The organism is Exiguobacterium sp. s16, from assembly GCF_018618115.1.
In the GTDB taxonomy this organism is placed as follows: Bacteria; Bacillota; Bacilli; order Exiguobacteriales; family Exiguobacteriaceae; genus Exiguobacterium; species Exiguobacterium mexicanum_A.
In genome coordinates, this window is sequence record NZ_JACSLM010000010.1 from 58,423 (window position 1) to 75,451 (window position 17,029).

At 42.9% G+C, this 17,029-nt stretch carries 12 protein-coding genes and 1 pseudogene; 9 read left to right on the forward strand and 4 right to left on the reverse strand.

What is annotated here, in order from left to right:
- Positions 1-45 precede the first annotated feature (45 nt).
- The 4 genes from KNP86_RS13740 (at position 46) to KNP86_RS13755 (ending at position 7,123) form a co-directional block, all read left to right on the forward strand.
- Positions 46-1,638, forward strand: coding sequence for a type I restriction-modification system subunit M (locus KNP86_RS13740; RefSeq protein WP_214754971.1), 1,593 nt, complete (start codon positions 46-48; stop codon positions 1,636-1,638).
- The gene (locus KNP86_RS13745; RefSeq protein WP_214754973.1) at positions 1,628-2,881 is read left to right on the forward strand and encodes a restriction endonuclease subunit S; all 1,254 of its coding nucleotides are present in this window, start codon (positions 1,628-1,630) and stop codon (positions 2,879-2,881) included. The genes KNP86_RS13740 and KNP86_RS13745 overlap by 11 nt, the downstream gene beginning before the upstream one ends.
- 24 nt (positions 2,882-2,905) lie before the next feature.
- The gene (locus KNP86_RS13750) at positions 2,906-6,073 is read left to right on the forward strand and encodes a type I restriction endonuclease subunit R (RefSeq protein WP_214754975.1); all 3,168 of its coding nucleotides are present in this window, start codon (positions 2,906-2,908) and stop codon (positions 6,071-6,073) included.
- 108 nt (positions 6,074-6,181) lie between these two features.
- Positions 6,182-7,123: a DUF4062 domain-containing protein gene (locus KNP86_RS13755; protein ID WP_214754977.1), complete on the forward strand. Its 942-nt coding sequence runs from the start codon at positions 6,182-6,184 to the stop codon at positions 7,121-7,123.
- A 283-nt stretch (positions 7,124-7,406) separates the two neighbouring features.
- Here the strand turns inward: KNP86_RS13755 and gndA are convergent, their stop codons facing one another.
- From gndA to zwf, 3 genes are read right to left on the reverse strand one after another with little or no spacing between them, the layout of a single operon-like run.
- Positions 7,407-8,819 carry an NADP-dependent phosphogluconate dehydrogenase gene (gene gndA, locus KNP86_RS13760; protein ID WP_214754979.1) on the reverse strand — a complete coding sequence of 471 codons (1,413 nt, stop codon included), beginning with the start codon at positions 8,817-8,819 and terminating at the stop codon, positions 7,407-7,409.
- Entirely contained in the window at positions 8,816-10,189 is a 1,374-nt protein-coding gene (locus KNP86_RS13765; RefSeq protein WP_214754981.1) for a glucose-6-phosphate isomerase, read from the reverse strand. Before KNP86_RS13765 ends, gndA begins: the two co-directional genes overlap by 4 nt.
- 31 nt (positions 10,190-10,220) lie before the next feature.
- Positions 10,221-11,738: a glucose-6-phosphate dehydrogenase gene (gene zwf, locus KNP86_RS13770; RefSeq protein ID WP_207391698.1), complete on the reverse strand. Its 1,518-nt coding sequence runs from the start codon at positions 11,736-11,738 to the stop codon at positions 10,221-10,223.
- A gap of 612 nt (positions 11,739-12,350) precedes the next feature.
- On the opposite strand from zwf, the gene hxlA reads away from it, so the two are divergent.
- The 4 genes from hxlA (at position 12,351) to KNP86_RS13790 (ending at position 15,248) form a co-directional block, all read left to right on the forward strand.
- Complete coding sequence (gene hxlA / locus KNP86_RS13775) at positions 12,351-12,992, forward strand: 3-hexulose-6-phosphate synthase (RefSeq protein ID WP_101190293.1); 642 nt, start codon at positions 12,351-12,353, stop codon at positions 12,990-12,992.
- Position 12,993: 1 nt separating this feature from the next.
- Entirely contained in the window at positions 12,994-13,548 is a 555-nt protein-coding gene (gene hxlB, locus KNP86_RS13780) for a 6-phospho-3-hexuloisomerase (protein WP_101190294.1), read from the forward strand.
- A gap of 170 nt (positions 13,549-13,718) precedes the next feature.
- Entirely contained in the window at positions 13,719-14,336 is a 618-nt protein-coding gene (locus tag KNP86_RS13785; protein WP_101801553.1) for a cyclase family protein, read from the forward strand.
- A gap of 60 nt (positions 14,337-14,396) precedes the next feature.
- Entirely contained in the window at positions 14,397-15,248 is an 852-nt protein-coding gene (locus tag KNP86_RS13790; RefSeq protein WP_101190296.1) for a Cof-type HAD-IIB family hydrolase, read from the forward strand.
- Positions 15,249-15,263: 15 nt separating this feature from the next.
- On the opposite strand, the pseudogene KNP86_RS13795 reads toward KNP86_RS13790, so the two are convergent.
- A pseudogene (locus KNP86_RS13795) lies at positions 15,264-16,250 on the reverse strand (Gfo/Idh/MocA family protein).
- 194 nt (positions 16,251-16,444) lie between these two features.
- Here KNP86_RS13795 and KNP86_RS13800 point away from each other — a divergent pair.
- Entirely contained in the window at positions 16,445-16,798 is a 354-nt protein-coding gene (locus KNP86_RS13800) for a winged helix-turn-helix transcriptional regulator (protein WP_101190298.1), read from the forward strand.
- Positions 16,799-17,029: the final 231 nt, after the last annotated feature.

The window sequence follows — 17,029 nt, forward strand, 5'->3', positions numbered from 1 at the left end:
ATTTTTTTATCACTAAACTTCGATTATCAGACAGGAGAAATAAACATGTCAGCATTGAACCAAAAACTGTTCAGCGCAGCGGACAACCTTCGCAGCAAAATGGACGCCTCAGAATATAAGAACTACCTGCTAGGCCTCATCTTCTATAAGTATCTCTCAGACAAACTCTTGGAAAAGGTAGTCGTGAGCGCGGATGCCTCGTTAGAGGAATACGACACGCAGAAGAAACAGACGGAACTTTATATAGAGCTGATGTCGGATGATGAGATCAAGGATGACTTGATCGAGACATTGGTCGACACACTCGGTTACGACATCGCACCAGATTATCTTTTCAACGTCTTGGCTGACCATGCACAACAAAACATCTTCCAATTGAATGACCTCAACAAAGCGTTCGTCGAGTTGGCGTCGAAGTATGAGCAATTCAACGGCCTGTTCGATGACGTCGACTTGAAGTCGAAGAAGCTCGGTTCAGACGATCAGCAACGGAACATCACCATCACAGAAGTGTTGAAGAAGTTGGCGTACGTTGACTTAGTAGGTTACGGTGGAGATGTCATCGGAGACGCGTACGAGTTCCTGATCAGTCAATTCGCATCAGAGGCTGGAAAGAAGGCAGGCGAGTTCTATACGCCGCACCAAGTTTCGGACATGATGGCGCGCATCGTCACCATCGGACAAGAAGATAAAAAGCTCTTCAGTGTTTTTGACCCGACGATGGGATCTGGGTCTCTCATGTTGAACGTCCGGAACTATCTCAACTATCCGGACAGCGTGAAGTATCACGGACAAGAGCTGAACACGACGACATTCAATTTGGCGAAGATGAACTTGATTCTCCACGGGGTTGACAGTGAAGATATGCGTCTTCGCAATGGCGATACTTTGAACAAGGATTGGCCGACGGATGAGCCATACACATTCGACTCGGTCCTCATGAATCCGCCGTACTCGGCAAAATGGTCGGCGGACGACACGTTCCTCGACGACTCTCGTTTCAACCGTTACGGAAAACTAGCACCGAAGACGAAAGCAGACTTCGCGTTTCTTTTGCACGGTTTCTATCATTTAAAAGACTCAGGGACGATGGCGATCGTTCTTCCGCATGGGATTCTGTTCCGTGGAGCCGCCGAGGGCGTTATCCGAAAGAAATTATTGGAGGACGGAAGTGTCGATGCAGTCATCGGTTTGCCTGGAAACATGTTCTTTGGAACGTCTATTCCGACGACGGTTGTCATCCTGAAGAAGAATCGTGAGACACGTGATGTACTTTTCATTGATGCAAGTAAAGACTTCGTCAAAGGGAAAAATCAGAACAAACTTTCGACCGAACATATCGATCACATTGTTGAAACGTATAAAATGAGAGAGACTGTTGAAAAGTATGCTTATGTCGCAAGCTTTGATGAGATTAAAGAGAACGACTTTAATCTTAACATTACTAGATACGTCGATACGTTTGAGGAGGAAAAGGAGATTGATTTAGCATCGCTTGGGAATGAAGTGAAGTCAGCTCGGGAGAAGAAAGATGAGCTTATGAAAAACTTATTTGAGATGGTTTCATCACTTCACTACAGTCAAGAAGATGAAAAATGGATTCAAGGTGCTTTAGAGGTGTTCCGTAATGAAAAATAAAAATATTCCAGAAGTAAGAATTAATATATTTTGTAGTAAATGGGAAAAGTATAAACTAGGGAATCTTGGTAGTTTTAAGAATGGAATGAACTTTGATAAAGATGCTATGGGGCATGGCTATCCATTTGTAAATCTCCAAAATGTTTTCGGGAAAACTATCGTTGAAGACGAATTCTTAGGGTTAGCAGAAAGTACTGACAAGGAAAGAAAAGACTACAATTTACTTAAAGGTGACGTACTATTTATTCGATCTTCTGTTAAACCAGAAGGAGTAGGAGAAGCTGCATTGATTACAAAAAATCTTAAAAATACAACTTTTTCTGGATTTATTATTCGTTTTAGACCGAATAATAGTATTAACGATGATTTTAAAAGAATAATTTTTAAAACAAAAAGTTTTAGAACTCAAATTATGGCTCGTTCAACAAGTAGTGCAAATACAAATATTAATCAGGCTTCTTTAGAGAAAATAACTGTAAATCTACCAAGTGTAGAAGAACAAATGAAAATAGGTTTATTTTTCAAAAATCTAGACGATATGATTTCTCTTCATAAGCAAGAACTTGATGCTCTCAAACAAACGAAACAAGGATTCTTGCAAAAGATGTTCCCTAAAGAAGGAACGACCATACCAGAAACTCGATTCTTTGGATTCCACAAGCAGTGGGAGTTCAAAACATTAGGAGATGTATTAGATTCTATCTATAACGGTCAAACGCCATCAAGAAATAGAAACGACTTTTGGAATGGTGATATAAATTGGTTGACTAGTGGAGAATTAAATCGAGGATTAATAAATACTACTATAGAAAAAATAACGGAACTTGGACAAAGAAACTCAAATTTAAAAGTAGTACCAAAAAATACTTTAGTTATTGCAATTACAGGATTAGAAGCAGCAGGGACAAGAGGTAATTGTTCAATACTTGGAATGGAAACTACATTAAACCAGTCTTGTATGGCGCTGTTTCCTAAGAAAAACTTACTTGATACGACTTTTCTCTTTCAGTGGTATAGAAAAGTAGGTGAAAGTTACGGATTGAGATTTACTCAAGGTACAAAACAACAAAGCTATAATGCAGAAATTATAAAAAAATTGGAAATATGTTTACCAAGTATTGAAGAACAAATCAAAATCGGAGAGTTCTTTAAACAATTAGATGAGGTCATCGAACTCAAAGAAAAAGAAATCGAAGCTCTGAAGGAAACAAAGAAGGGCTTCCTTCAAAAGATGTTCGTATAATTTAATGAGACGAAAAGGGGAATCGTGGTGAAGGCGACACATAGTGATGAACTCGCGGTCGAACATCGACTGATCGAAGTGCTCGGGGAAGGGCACAACCAATGGAACTATCGACCGGATTTGAAATCGGAGGCCGACCTCTGGGACAACCTTCGTCATAAGATCACACGCAACAACTTATCAGAGATTGGCGAACATCCGATCACAGACAAGGAGTTCGATACCATCAAGACGGAGCTCCTCTCGAAGACACAGACGCCGTTCGACGCTGCACGTTGGTTGAAGGGAGAAAACGGTATCGCGCGAATCACCATTGAGCGGGAAGATGTGATGCTCGGCGCGATGTCGCTCATCCTCTACTCGAACCGTGACATCGGGGGCGGCATCTCGACGTATGAGGTCGTCCATCAGATTGCCAAGCAGAAGGTGGACGAGGACGGGCGTGACCGTCGTTTCGATGTGACCCTCCTCATCAACGGCCTCCCGATTGTCCAGATCGAGTTGAAGAAGGTGACGGCGAAGGACGGAGTTTATCAGGCGCACAACCAGATCAAGAAGTATGCGGAAGAGGGACTTTTCCGCAACAACATCTTCTCGACGCTTCAACTCTTCGTCATCTCGAACGAACAGACGACGCGCTACTTCGCGAACGTGCTCCCGAAGGACATGCATCGGAAGTTCGTCTTCAGCTGGCGCACGACCGAGAACCGGAAAGTCGATAATTTGTACGAGTTCGTGAAACAGATGTTGAACATTCCGGACGCGCACCGCTTGATTGCGAACTACACGATCGTCAGCGAGGACCAGGACAACAAGGCGCTCATGGTCCTCCATCCATATCAGATCCATGCCATCGAGGCTCTTTTTGCGTCGGCAGCGCGACATGAGTCGGGATTCGTCTGGCATGCGACCGGGTCCGGGAAGACCTTGACGAGCTTTGTCTCGACGAAACTCCTCGCGCGGAAGCCCGGGGTCGACCGGACCATCATGTTGATCGACCGGAAAGACCTCGACAGCCAGACGACGAGCGAGTTCACGAAGTTCGCCTCGGAGTTCAACACCGGCATCTCGTCGGGGAACGCTGCGGCCAACAGTCTGATCGTCGGGACGTCAAGCTCGAAGAAGCTGAGCGAGACGCTCCTGTCCGACAAGAACTCGAACACGGTCATCATCACGACGCGTCAGAAGCTCGAGGCGGCGCTCCGGATCGCACAGAAGCAGGAAGAGGAGAAGGGCACACATCGTTTCCAAAAACTCATCGGGCAACATATCGTCTTCGTCGTCGATGAGTGTCACCGGGCGCTTAGTGCGGAAGGGATGGAGGCCATCAAAGGCTTCTTCCCGAACTCAACCTGGTTCGGGTTCACCGGGACGCCGATCTTCAATGAGAACAAGAAGCAGGCACAGGGCCAGCTGGCTCGCACGACCCGTGACCAATATGGGGAGCTGCTCCATTCGTATACGATCAAGAACGCGCTCGAGGACGGGGCCGTGCTCGGTTTCCAGGTCGAGCATGAGGATACGATTGAACCGACCTCGCTGAACAACCGCATCTTCAGCATCCTCCGTCAGGACGAGAGGCATGCTGACCTTTCCGACAATGAGTTGAACGAGCTCATTGACCAGATGAACGCGATGGAGAAGGAGAAGCATATCCCGAATGACCTGTACGAGCGGGACGAGCATATCCAGAAGGTCATCCATAAGATGTTCCGCCCGGACAATGCCTACACGAAGTTCGACTTCAAGAACGGTCGCCCCCAGACGTCGGCGATTCTGACGACGAGTTCAATCGCGATGGCGAAACGCTATTATCAGGCCATCCAGACGATGAAGCAGGACCCGGACTGGATGACGAACGAGTTCGCGGGACACCCAATCCGGAAGGGACGCACCATCGAGGACTCGGACTTCCCACGTATCGCCATCACGTACTCGATGCAGGAGAACGAGGATAACTCGAAACAGGTCGAGGACGAGATGCGACAGGTCATCCGCGACTATAACGCATACTACGGAACGGCATGGTCGATCGAGGACATCGAACGCTACAACGGGGACATCAACAACCGTCTTGCACGTAAAAAGGCCGAGTTCAAGGAGTTCGGGAACCAGATCGATCTGGTCATCGTCGTCGACCGACTGCTCACCGGCTTCGATGCGCCGACAATCCAGACGCTCTTCGTTGACCGGAACCTGAGCTATGCGAACCTGATTCAGGCGTTCTCCCGGACGAACCGGACCTTCCCGGGTAAGACGAAAGGATTGATTGTCACGTTCCGGAAGCCGGCGCTCATGGAGAAGAACGTCCAGGATGCGACCCGCCTCTATTCGAACGAGAACGACGATTCGAGCCTCGTCTATCCGACTTATGAGGAGTCGAAGAAGCGATTCAAGAAAGCGCATAAGGAGCTGCTTGAATTGGCTGCCGAACCTGGTGAGATTGATGAACACTCGACTTTGGAGGAGCGAATCGAGTACGTCAAGGCATTCCAGGAGCTGAGCAACGCTTTCGAGGCACTCGTCACCTACGACGAGTATAACGATGACATGGAGAAATCGAAGACCCTCCAGGACCAAGTGAAGACGGTCGAGGATTTCGTCGGCAGTTACAATACGATCAAAGGCTCATTACTGGAAGAGCCTGACCCTGACGGTAGAGACCCGGACAACACGCCAGATTTCTCGGATATCGAGTTCTATGGGGACAATACCGCGAGGCTCTATGATGTCGACTCGAGCTATATCGACAAGTTACTCGGCACCTATTCGGCCAATAATGCCGACGTCCGTTCTGAGATTGAGAAGGCGCTCCAGAAGTTGAACAAGTCTGAGGTCGTCAAAGAAGTATACCGTTCGATTTTGAATGCGATTGATGGTGGCGAAATCGAAGAAGATGATATCTTCGCACTAAAGCGAAGCTACTTCACAGGTGCTTACGAAAAAGCCGTCCGTGATTTTGCTGAGACGTGGTTTGTGGAAGAGCGAGAACTATATGCCTCGGCGGTTCAATACAACATCGGCGCAGATCCGATTCCAAACATTGGCGGCATCATCAATAGTAAAGACTTCGCAAGTTATAAGGAAGCAAACCCCGAAGCTTTGCCATTAAAATATGGTCCGGCGATGAAACGAGAATGGCGATCCACATTAGATGAATCTGTCATCCCGCTCAGTCAAGAACTCAGATAAAGCAGAAATAGCCACGAAGCTAATTTGGATTTGTTTCGTGGCTATTTTTCAAATCTAGTCCTATAAATCGTGATTGACTTGGGACTTAACCAAGGAGGTTTGTACTTCATGAAATCTGTACAATTGATCAAGGTATTCATTGCTTCACCAGGAGATGTGAGTGAACAACGTGACGAAGTTGAAAGAATAATTTGGAATTGGAACAATGAACACACAGATGTAGCGAATGTTGTCTTGATGCCAATTCGTTGGGAAAACAATTCGATAGCTTCCTACGCTATTGATAAGGATGGTCAGGCGGTTATTAATGAGCAGATCCTTAAATCTAGTGATATTTTGATAGCTATATTTGGAAATCGTATAGGTACAAGGACTAAGAACAATAAATCTGGAACAGTTGAGGAAATTAATGTGTTTTATGAACATCATTCAAGAGGTATCGGTATTTTCTTCGTAGATTCCAAGACACCTGATGAATTGTTGGATGAACGAAAGATGGTCTTACTTTATAAAGAGTATCTTTCGAAACATGAAGGTGGCTTATATCAAACATATGATGAACGGAAAATTAGACATTTTATTAGTAAACAAGTACATGAGTTAATGGGTTCTTCCGTTGATAATAAAATAAGGGAATCTAATGATGAAAAAGAAAGTTCTCTTCAAAATATTTTTGATGATCTGATATTTGATCAAGATGAGCAGCTCTTTTTTATATTTACTGTAGAAAAGGAACTTCGGAATTTCGGGGCTAGATGGATGGCAAAAGAAACTTTAAAAGATGTTGAAGAATGGGAGCATCAATATAACTTACAGAATTATTTAAGTACTCGCTATGAGTCTGTATTGATAAAACTCGAACAACAAAAAATCTTGAGTGTTGCTGAGTATACAGAGCCAGGTAATCCAAGGCTCTACACTATAAATAATAAGAATTATTTAAATTTGAAAAAAACAATACGCAACAATCCTGATTCAGTACAGCAATTAAAATCTCATTTTGTAATTCAAAGCGATCCAATTGTACTGGATCCAGATTTACCATTTTGACTTTTCGTAATATCTTAATATAAAGGTGTGCGAGCGTGAAGAACTGAACTGAACCCCGAATGATACACTTTTTTTCAAGTGTCTATCATTCGGGGTTCAGTTCAAGGATCCAGATTCCAGATAATTGTTTATCGACAATTAAAATCTATTGAAGAAGGCGTCAATGAGCATGGAGGCTGCAATGTATTCAAAAAAGCCCGCTGGAAAACTTTCTTTTTCCAACAGGCCTTTCAGTCTGATTATGTGATGTTCTAACAAGCTTCTACATACTTATTGTTTCTGGTTATTTTACTTGCCACTCGGTGTGGAAGAAACCTTCTTTGTCTACACGCTGGTACGTATGGGCACCAAAGTAATCCCGCTGTGCCTGGATTAAATTGGCTGGCAATGTCTCAGAGCGATAGCTGTCATAGTAAGCCAATGCGCTTGAAAAAGCGGGCGCCGGAATTCCTTGCTGAATGGCCAGCGTCAGCACTTTTCGTAGAGAATGCTGATACTCCCCTATAATCTCCTGGAAATATGGATCAATTAATAAGTTAGGCAGTTCGGGATTGCCGTCAAATGCTTCTTTGATCTTTTGCAGGAATTGCGCCCGGATGATGCATCCTCCACGGAAGATCATGGCAACGTCCCCGTAAGGAATATTCCAGCCATACTCTTCAGATGCCGCACGCATTTGGGCAAAACCTTGGGCATACGAGCAAATCTTACTCATGTATAAGGCTTTGCGGATGGCTTCAATCATTTCTTGGGAGTCGCCTGCCTGTTTTTTCGGTTCAGGGCCTTGCAGAATTTTGCTTGCCGCGACCCGTTCTTCCTTGACCGAGGAAATAAACCTTGCGAAAACGGACTCTGTGACGATTGGAAGGGAAACACCTAAATCCAACGCGTTTTGGCTTGTCCATTTCCCAGTCCCTTTCTGTCCGGCCACATCCAAAATCTGATCAACAAGCGGCTTCCCGGTATCTTCATCCCGCTTGTTCAAAATATCGGCGGTAATTTCGACAAGGTAACTGTCAAGCTCCCCTTTGTTCCAATCCGAGAATATAGTGGACATTTCTAGGACAGAAAGGCCAAGCGCGTGTTTCATGATGAAATAGGCTTCGGATATCAATTGCATATCGCCGTATTCAATGCCATTATGAACCATTTTTACATAATGGCCAGCTCCATCAGGACCCATATAGGCACTGCAAGGAGTGTCATCTACTTTTGCCGAAATTGCTTCCAGAATAGGTTTGACTTGTTCATATGCTTCTTTCGGTCCACCGGGCATGATGGAAGGACCGTTGCGGGCACCTTCTTCTCCGCCGGAAATTCCGGCGCCTAGAAAGTGCAAGCCTGCTTCTTGTAATTTTGCTGTTCGCCTATTCGTGTCTTCAAAAAACGAATTTCCTCCGTCTAATAGAATGTCCCCTGATTGAAGGTGGGGAAGGAGGGATTCAATGACCGAATCCGTCGTGTCTCCAGATTTCACCATCAACAAGATTTTGCGGGGGGTTTCCAATGAAAGGACAAACTCTTCAACACTGTATGCTCCCAAAATCTTTTTTCCTTGTGCTTCTTTTTCAGCTAATTCGTCGATTCGGTCTGTCCAATAATCATAGACAGATACAGAATAACCTTTACTCTCCATGTTCAGGGCTAAGTTTTTTCCCATTACCCCTAAACCGATGACTCCAATTTGCTGCTTCATTGTATTTTCACCTCATCGTTTTGTGAGTTGCCAGACGGCAACAGCCGATTTTCCAGCTTTTCTCTTTCTTTTTCAAATCCTTCTTTGCCAAGCAATGCAAACATATTGGTTTTATATGCCTCTACTCCTGGTTGGTCAAATGGATTGACACCGAGTAAAGTGCCGCTGATCGCGCAGGCTTTTTCGAAGAAATAAATCATTTCGCCAAAGGTGAATTCATTGAGTTCGTCTAGCTCAATGACCAGATTCGGCACACCTCCATCGACATGAGCAAGGGAAGTTCCAAGTGCCGCTTTTTTGTTCACTTCATCCATTGTTTTTCCTGCTAAGAAGTTCAACCCATCCATATTGGCTGGATCTTCTTGTATGACAAGATCGAGGGAAGGTTTCTTCACTTGCAAAACTGTTTCAAAGAATAGACGGTGCCCTTCCTGCACATACTGCCCCATTGAATGTAAATCAGTGGAGAAATTGACAGAAGCGGGGAAGAGTCCTTTTTCATCTTTCCCTTCACTTTCCCCGAAAAGTTGTTTCCACCATTCTGCTGTAGAAAGCAGGCCAGGCTCGTAGCTTACAAACAGTTCAATCGATTTTCCTTTATTATAAAAAATATTCCTTACTGCAGCATATTGGTAGCTTTCGTTTGTAGCGAGTACGGGATTGTTGTATTTGTGGTAAGCAGCTTTTGCCCCCTGCATCACTTGGTCGATATTAAGCCCGGCTACAGCCATCGGAAGTAAACCGACTGGAGTCAAAACGGAGTATCGTCCTCCGATATTATCAGGAATGACAAATGTTTCGTATCCTTCTTCAACTGCAAGATTCCGAAGCGCACCTTTGCTCCGGTCGGTTGTGACATAAATTCGATTTCTAGCTTCTTCTTTTCCATACTTTTTTTCCAAAAGGGTACGGAAGATCCGGAAGGCTAAAGCGGGTTCAGTGGTTGTGCCGGACTTGGAGATCACATTGATGGAAATGTCTTTCCCTTCCAGTAGCTGAAGCAAATGTGTGATATAAGTTGGGCTAATGTTATGTCCAGCAAAATAAACTTCCGTATTCCCTTTAACTTGGTTATGGAATGTATGTGATAAGGCTTCTATTGCTGCCTTGGAGCCTAGATAAGAGCCGCCGATGCCAATCACAATCAGCGCATCTGACTGTTGCTGAATTCTTTCGGCAGCCAGTTTCACCTGGAGAAACTCTTCTTTATCATAGTTAATCGGCCAGTCGATCCACCCCAAGTAGTCAGAACCCGGTCCTGTCTGCTGGTGAAGTTGGTTATGCGCTTGTTTGACAAATTCGCTAATATTTTCAAACTCGCTATTCGTTATAAACGATAATACATTGGTGAAATCAAACGAAACGGGCATGCAATCTCTCTCCTTTTGAATGAACTATTTTTTACCACCACTTCGATTGATCCGTCAGCAATAACTCATTTGCCATTTCTGGACCTGTTGAACCGGCTGGATAAGAATATAAAGGCAATAACTCCTCTTGGTAAGCTTCTAATAGTGGTTGAATCCACTTCCATGATAGTTCCACTTCTCTCCAATCGGCAAAGAACGTTGAATCGCCGCGCAGTGCATCATAGAGCAGAAGTTCATATGCTTCCGGCTGATTTTCTGAGCTGGTTGAGAAATCAATCCAAACAGGTTTGTATCCAGTGCTGGATGGATCTTTTAAATTTACGCGCAACGAAATGCTTTCATTTGGACTAATTTCAAGAATCATTAAATTTGGAGAGCTTCCTAACTGTGTATTTAAATCCATCACCTTGTTCTCGAATTCAATGACAATTTGTGTCGACTTCTGATTCATCCGTTTCCCTGTTCGTATATAAAAGGGGATTCCATTCCATGAGGGGTGTTCGATAGAAAGGCGAGCTGCAAAAAAAGTATCATTCGTTGAGGAATCATTAACCCCCGGCTCCTCTTTGTAGCCAATGACGGGGTTGCCCTGAACCTCTCCCGGACCATACTGGCCGCGGACAACGCTTTGGTATGCTTTTTCTTTCCGGATGGGTTGGAGAGAGGCAATAATGTCTGTCTTTTTCACCCGGCCCTTATTTTTCATGAAGTTATCCGAAAGATAGACAGCTGTCATTGTGACCAACTGAAGAAGGTGGTTTTGAACCATATCCCGGATGGCTCCTGCCTTATCATAATAATCAGCCCGGTTTTCTACACCTACAGTCTCACTTGCTGTAATTTGGACATTTGAAATTTGTTTATGATTCAACAAAGATTCCAAGATCGGATTCGCCAAGATCAAGGTTCTTAGTTTTTGTACCATAGGTTTCCCTAGGTAGTGATCAATTCGGTAGATCTCCTCTTCACGGAACACGTTGCTCAAATTCTCATTTAATTTTCTGGCTGTTTTTAGGCTGTTTCCAAACGGTTTTTCAACAATGAGGCGTTTCCACCCGTTGTTTTGACTGATTCCGCTTTTACTAAGGTGGGACGTGATAATATCAATTAAGCTGGGGGCCACAGACAAGTAAAACAGCCGATTTTGAGGAATACCCAACTCGTTTTCCCTGTTTTCAATAAGTTCGCGCAGTTTGTAGTAAGACTCTTTTTCTGTCGCATCAAAGCTGCAATACCGAAATTTCTCTAAAAAAGCTGGCAAAGATGAAGCGTGAATGGACCTTCTGGAATATGCGTAAAGTGCTTTTTCCACTTTAGACTGAAATATTTCATCTGAACAATAGTTTCTCCCCAAACCAACGATCGAGATGGTTTCGGGTAACTTCCCGTCCAGGTATAGATTGTACAGAGCAGGAAATAACTTGCGTTGTGCTAAATCTCCTGTTGCTCCGAACAAGACAAATGTCATGTTTTGCAGGGGCCGTTCTTGTTTAAATTCAAATAAATCATTTTGAAAATTAAATTCTTCAAGCAGATTCTCGGTGTGCATATGTTAAAACCTCCTACTCTTAAAATCATGTGTCTCTGGCATGACTGATAATCGCAACAGGTTTTAATATAATGACTCAAAGTTTTTTATGTAAGTACGCACTTTATAAACATATACTTACAAAAAGTATACTGTAGCAAGGGAAAGAGGAGGAAATTCACCAGGGATCCGGTTCTTAAAAACTTATCTGATATACAAAATATCTCTATCATGAAATATTTTTTAGAAGTTAAGGAATTTAGGATTTTTTGAGGGAGAAATAACAAAGGTTAAATCCCATTATCGAAAGTAATCTATTGCAAAAAAGTTACAATAGCTCATTCGGATAAGAAACAAGTAATTGATTTTCAAACTGGATAAGTCGTGTTGAGTGTTTAGTGAAAAGGAAAAAGTAATTGGATTATCTTAAAGCGGTCTTAATAAAACTATAAAGTTAATCAGATACATTAAGAAATAAATGCATATATATGAAATTAAACAGATTACCATTGTGATAGCCGCCGACAGTATACTTTTTGTCAGTATGTGAAATTAAAGTGCGTACTTCACAACAATGCTTGTAGGTTTTACACTAAGTCAGAATCAAAAATACGACAACAAGGAGAATGACACATGAAATTACAATTAGCTTTAGACTTAGTAAACATTCCACAAGCAATCGAAGTGGTTAAAGAAGTAGAGGCGTTTATCGACATCGTTGAAATCGGAACGCCAGTCATCAATAAAGAAGGTCTTAAAGCTGTCGCAGAAATAAAAGCAGCTTTCCCTAACCTGGAAGTTCTTGCAGATGTGAAAATTATGGACGCTGCAGCTTATGAAGTATCAAATGCTGCTGCTGCAGGAGCAGATATTGTTACGATTCTTGCTCAGGCAGAAGACTCATCCATCAAGGGCGCAGTTGAAGAAGCGAAAAAACAAGGTAAGAAAATCCTGGTGGATATGATCGCCGTAAAAGATATCAAAACACGGGCCGCAGAGCTTGATGAACTTGGCGCGGATTATATCTGTGTCCACACAGGCTACGATCTGCAAGCGGAAGGGAAAGATTCGTTCGAAGATCTTCGTACAATCAAAAGCGTCGTAAAAAATGCCAAAACTGCTATTGCAGGCGGCATCAAACTGGAGACATTGCCGGAAGTCATTAAAGCACAACCGGATTTAATCATTGTCGGCGGTGGAATTACAAGCAAAGAGAACAAGGGCGCGGAAGCGGAAAAAATTCAAAAGATGATGAAAGAAAGTGTCACGGCGTAATATGAACACGGCGGGCTATACAGACGAAATACTGGCTGAATTGAAGCGGACCACTGCTCTCATTGATGATGAGGAAGCCGAAAAGGCAGTGGACGGCATCCTGCGTGCAAAGAAAATATTTGTGGCAGGCGGGGGCCGATCCGGCTTTATGGCTAAGGCATTTGTGATGCGTATGATGCACGTAGGCCTGGATGCGTATGTGGTTGGAGAAACGGTGACACCGAACCTGGAAGTCGATGATATTTTCATTGTCGGTTCTGGTTCCGGGGAGACCCAAAGCCTCGCAGCCATGACGAAGAAAGCCAAAAGCATCGGTGCAACCATAGTGGCTGTTACTACAAACCCTGAGTCTACAATAGGCAAACTGGCGGATATTCGAATTGAAATACCGGCACAAGCAAAAGGGGAGGGCACTAGTGGCAAATCGATTCAACCGATGGGATCATTGTTTGAACAGTCGCTTCTTGTGTTTTATGACGCGGTGATTTTGAGATTCATGGATAAAAAGGGACTCAAATCCGATGTCATGTATGGCAGACATGCGAATTTAGAATAGAACAACGAATAAGCTTGAGTTTAAGATTTTTTAAGCTCAAGCTTATTTCTAATTGTTTATCAAGCTTGAACTTTTTTGCACCAAAGTATTTTCATTGGACAACTGTATAAATGGCATGCGAAGGTGAAGGTATCATTGAAGACAATATTACTAATGGAGGGTTGGATTACATGAAAATGTATGATGTAACAGGGGCGATCTATGAAGGCATGACCGTTTACAAGGACAAACCGGAAAAACAGCCGAAAATCAATCAGCAGACAAACGGCTATGTTACGGAAACGCGGCTGGATCTGGATGTGCACACCGGAACGCATATCGATGCGCCGCTTCATATGAATGTGGATGGAGAGACATTCGAATCGCTTTCGCTGGACAGTCTTGTAGGGCCTTGTCAAGTTCTCGATTTGACGGCAGTAAAGAACGGAATTTCAAAAACGGACTTAGAAGGATTCAAGCTTCAAAAAGGAGATTTTATTTTATTAAAAACGAAAAACTCGTTTGAGGAAAAGTTTAATTTTGATTTTGTCTATCTGGCAAAAGATGGAGCAAGCTATCTTGCTGAGTTAGGGATTCGCGGGGTTGGAATAGATGCGCTTGGAATTGAAAGAAGCCAAGAAGGGCATCCGACGCATAAAACCTTATTTGCAAATGACATCATCATCATAGAGGGCCTGAGATTGAAGGAAGTGGAGCAAGGACAATACTTTATGGTTGCCGCGCCTTTGAAATTAGTAGGTACGGAGGCTTCACCTGCGCGAGTATTGTTGTTTGAAGGATTAAGTTGAATTTTTCTGTTTCAATCATTTTTCCATGAAAGATAAAACATAATTGTAAGGAGAGAGCCTATGTATAAATTGGTCGCGATCGATCTCGATGGGACATTGCTCACAGACGATTTAATGATTTCACCAAATACAGTAACCGCTATTAAAAAAGCGGTGGAAGCGGGGACAATTGTTACGATTGCTACGGGCCGCATGTTTTCCTCTGCGAAACTCATTGCCCTGCAGTTGGGTATAAATGTACCGCTCATCACTTATCAAGGTGCATTGATCAAGGATGTTAATGAAAAAGAAGTAATATATGAGCGCACTGTTCCTCCCGATATTGCACAAAAGTTAATCGAAATTTCTCGTGAGAAAAAATTACATCTACAAATATACCAAGATGATATTCTCTACAGTGCCGTAGAAAATGACAAGCTGATTGCTTATTCTGAAGCAGTTAAAGTGCCCTATCGGATAGAGCCCAATCTCATCAAGCTTGCCCAAAAAGGCGTGACAAAACTACTTTTTATCGAAGAACCAATCGTCCTCGATTACTTACAAAATGAATTGCAAACCTTATTCGGCAAGTATGCTCACATCGCAAAATCAAAAAAACACTACCTTGAAATCACCCATCCCGAGGCAAACAAAGGTAGTGCCCTATTATGCTTAGCGAAAAAACTTGGTATAGACCGTTCAGAAATAATCGGTATTGGTGACAACTATAATGACATCGAACTTATTGAGACAGCCGGTCTCGGTATAGCAATGGGAAATGCCGTAAAGGAAGTGAAAGCTATGGCTGATTATACGACCTTTACGAACAATGAAGAAGGGGTGCTTCACGTATTAGAAAAGTTTATTTTAGAGCCAGTGAATACTTCCAATTATATAGAAGAAAAAAATTCTGATTCGCTTCCGACGGCCTGATCAATTGAAGACCGTTTACTTGGAATCACTTGGATAGGACAGGCCGATTTCTTGGCGGACTTTATCCATTACGCACATGGTGGTATAGGAGTTTTCAAACGAATTAACAAGTGACTCCGTTTTCTTTTGGCTGATTAAATCGATAAACTCTTTCACTTCATAATACATAGCGGGCTGAGGTTGTCCTACTGTCACTGATTCAACAGTGCCATCGTTGTAATGAATGTCCACTTTTTCGGCTGAATGTATTTTATCAATCACCATAATTCCTTTTTCCCCTTGGATTTCGCTTGGTAAAGTGGAATTTGTGATTTTTGAATAAATGATAACCGCATCTTTGTCATCATATTTCAATAGGACACTTCCTTCGCCATCTATACCGCAATCCAGGATAAGACCTGTGGCCTTTATTTCTTTTGGTTCGCCGAACAGTAAAATGAGCGGGTATAAACAGTAGGTGCCCAGATCCATCAATGAACCGTTCGCAAAATTTGGATTAAATACATTTAATACTGTTCCTTTTTTGTATGCATCATAACGCGATGAGTACTGGCAATAGCTAGCAAAGTATCTGCGGATAGGGCCGATTTTGTGCAGATTATTTTGAATGGCCTTAAAGTTTGGAAGCAACGTAGATTTCATCGCTTCCATAAGCAGCACATTATGATCTTTCGCTTCTTGAATCATTTTCGCTGCTTCTGCTGCATTGGCAGCCATCGGTTTTTCACATAATACATGTTTGGAGTTTTTAAAAAACAAGACGACTTGGTCAGCATGGAATGAGTTGGGTGTGGCAATATAAACCGCATCGATTTCATCGCTGACTGCCATTTCTTCCAAGTCAGTAAAAATTTTAGTTATTCCTTATTGACTGGCAAATTCCTCTGCTCTTTCCAACGTTCGGGAATAAACGGCTGCTAATTTAAAATTCTCAATCTCTTTTGCCGCTTCAAGCAATCTTTCTGTAATCCAATTAGTACCCACTATGCCGATTCGTATCATTTTTTATCCTCTTTTCTGTTTTTATTGCATTATCGCCCACAATTGCAAAGACATTATTCCAATGCTAAAAAAATTTACTAACCATTCTATATCTAGTACAATTAGTAAGTTACATTAATTATAGTACTGACTTTTTTATCACATAGTATCGAAAAGTATACGATAGAAATATAACAAGGAAGGAAAGAAAATAGATGCCTAATTTAGGAGAGAAAGTTTTTAATTGTGAAAAAGAGCTGACACTTTCCATCATCGGAGGAAAGTGGAAAATGCTAGTGCTATGGCATTTAGGAAAAGAAGGAACTAAACGTTTTGGGGAATTAAAAAGTCTTATGCCAGGCATCACGCAACGGATGCTCGTGAATCAATTGCGTGAACTTGAAGATCATTTGATTGTCCACCGGGAAGTATACCCTGTGGTTCCGCCGAAAGTGGAGTACTCACTTACCGAACAAGGAAGAAGCCTTATTCCAATTCTTGATTCCATGTACGAATGGGGCAAAGAATACATCGAGCAAAACTTGGATCAGCAAATAGAAAACAACTAAGTTAGTAGGTATTTAAAAATAGCTGAATAAAATAAAGCGGATTTCAGTAAAATGAAATCCGCTCAGATTGTAGACAAAGTCACGTTTCAGGCGAACTGAAACGTGACTTTGTCGTTTTCGGGCCTTTAGGCGCTCTGCCCGCGCCCCTTTTCAGGCGGGCTGGGCGTTCTTCCATGCCCAGCCCGCCATCTTCTTGAGATTGAGGGCAGCAAAAGTAAGCATCGCCTGCAT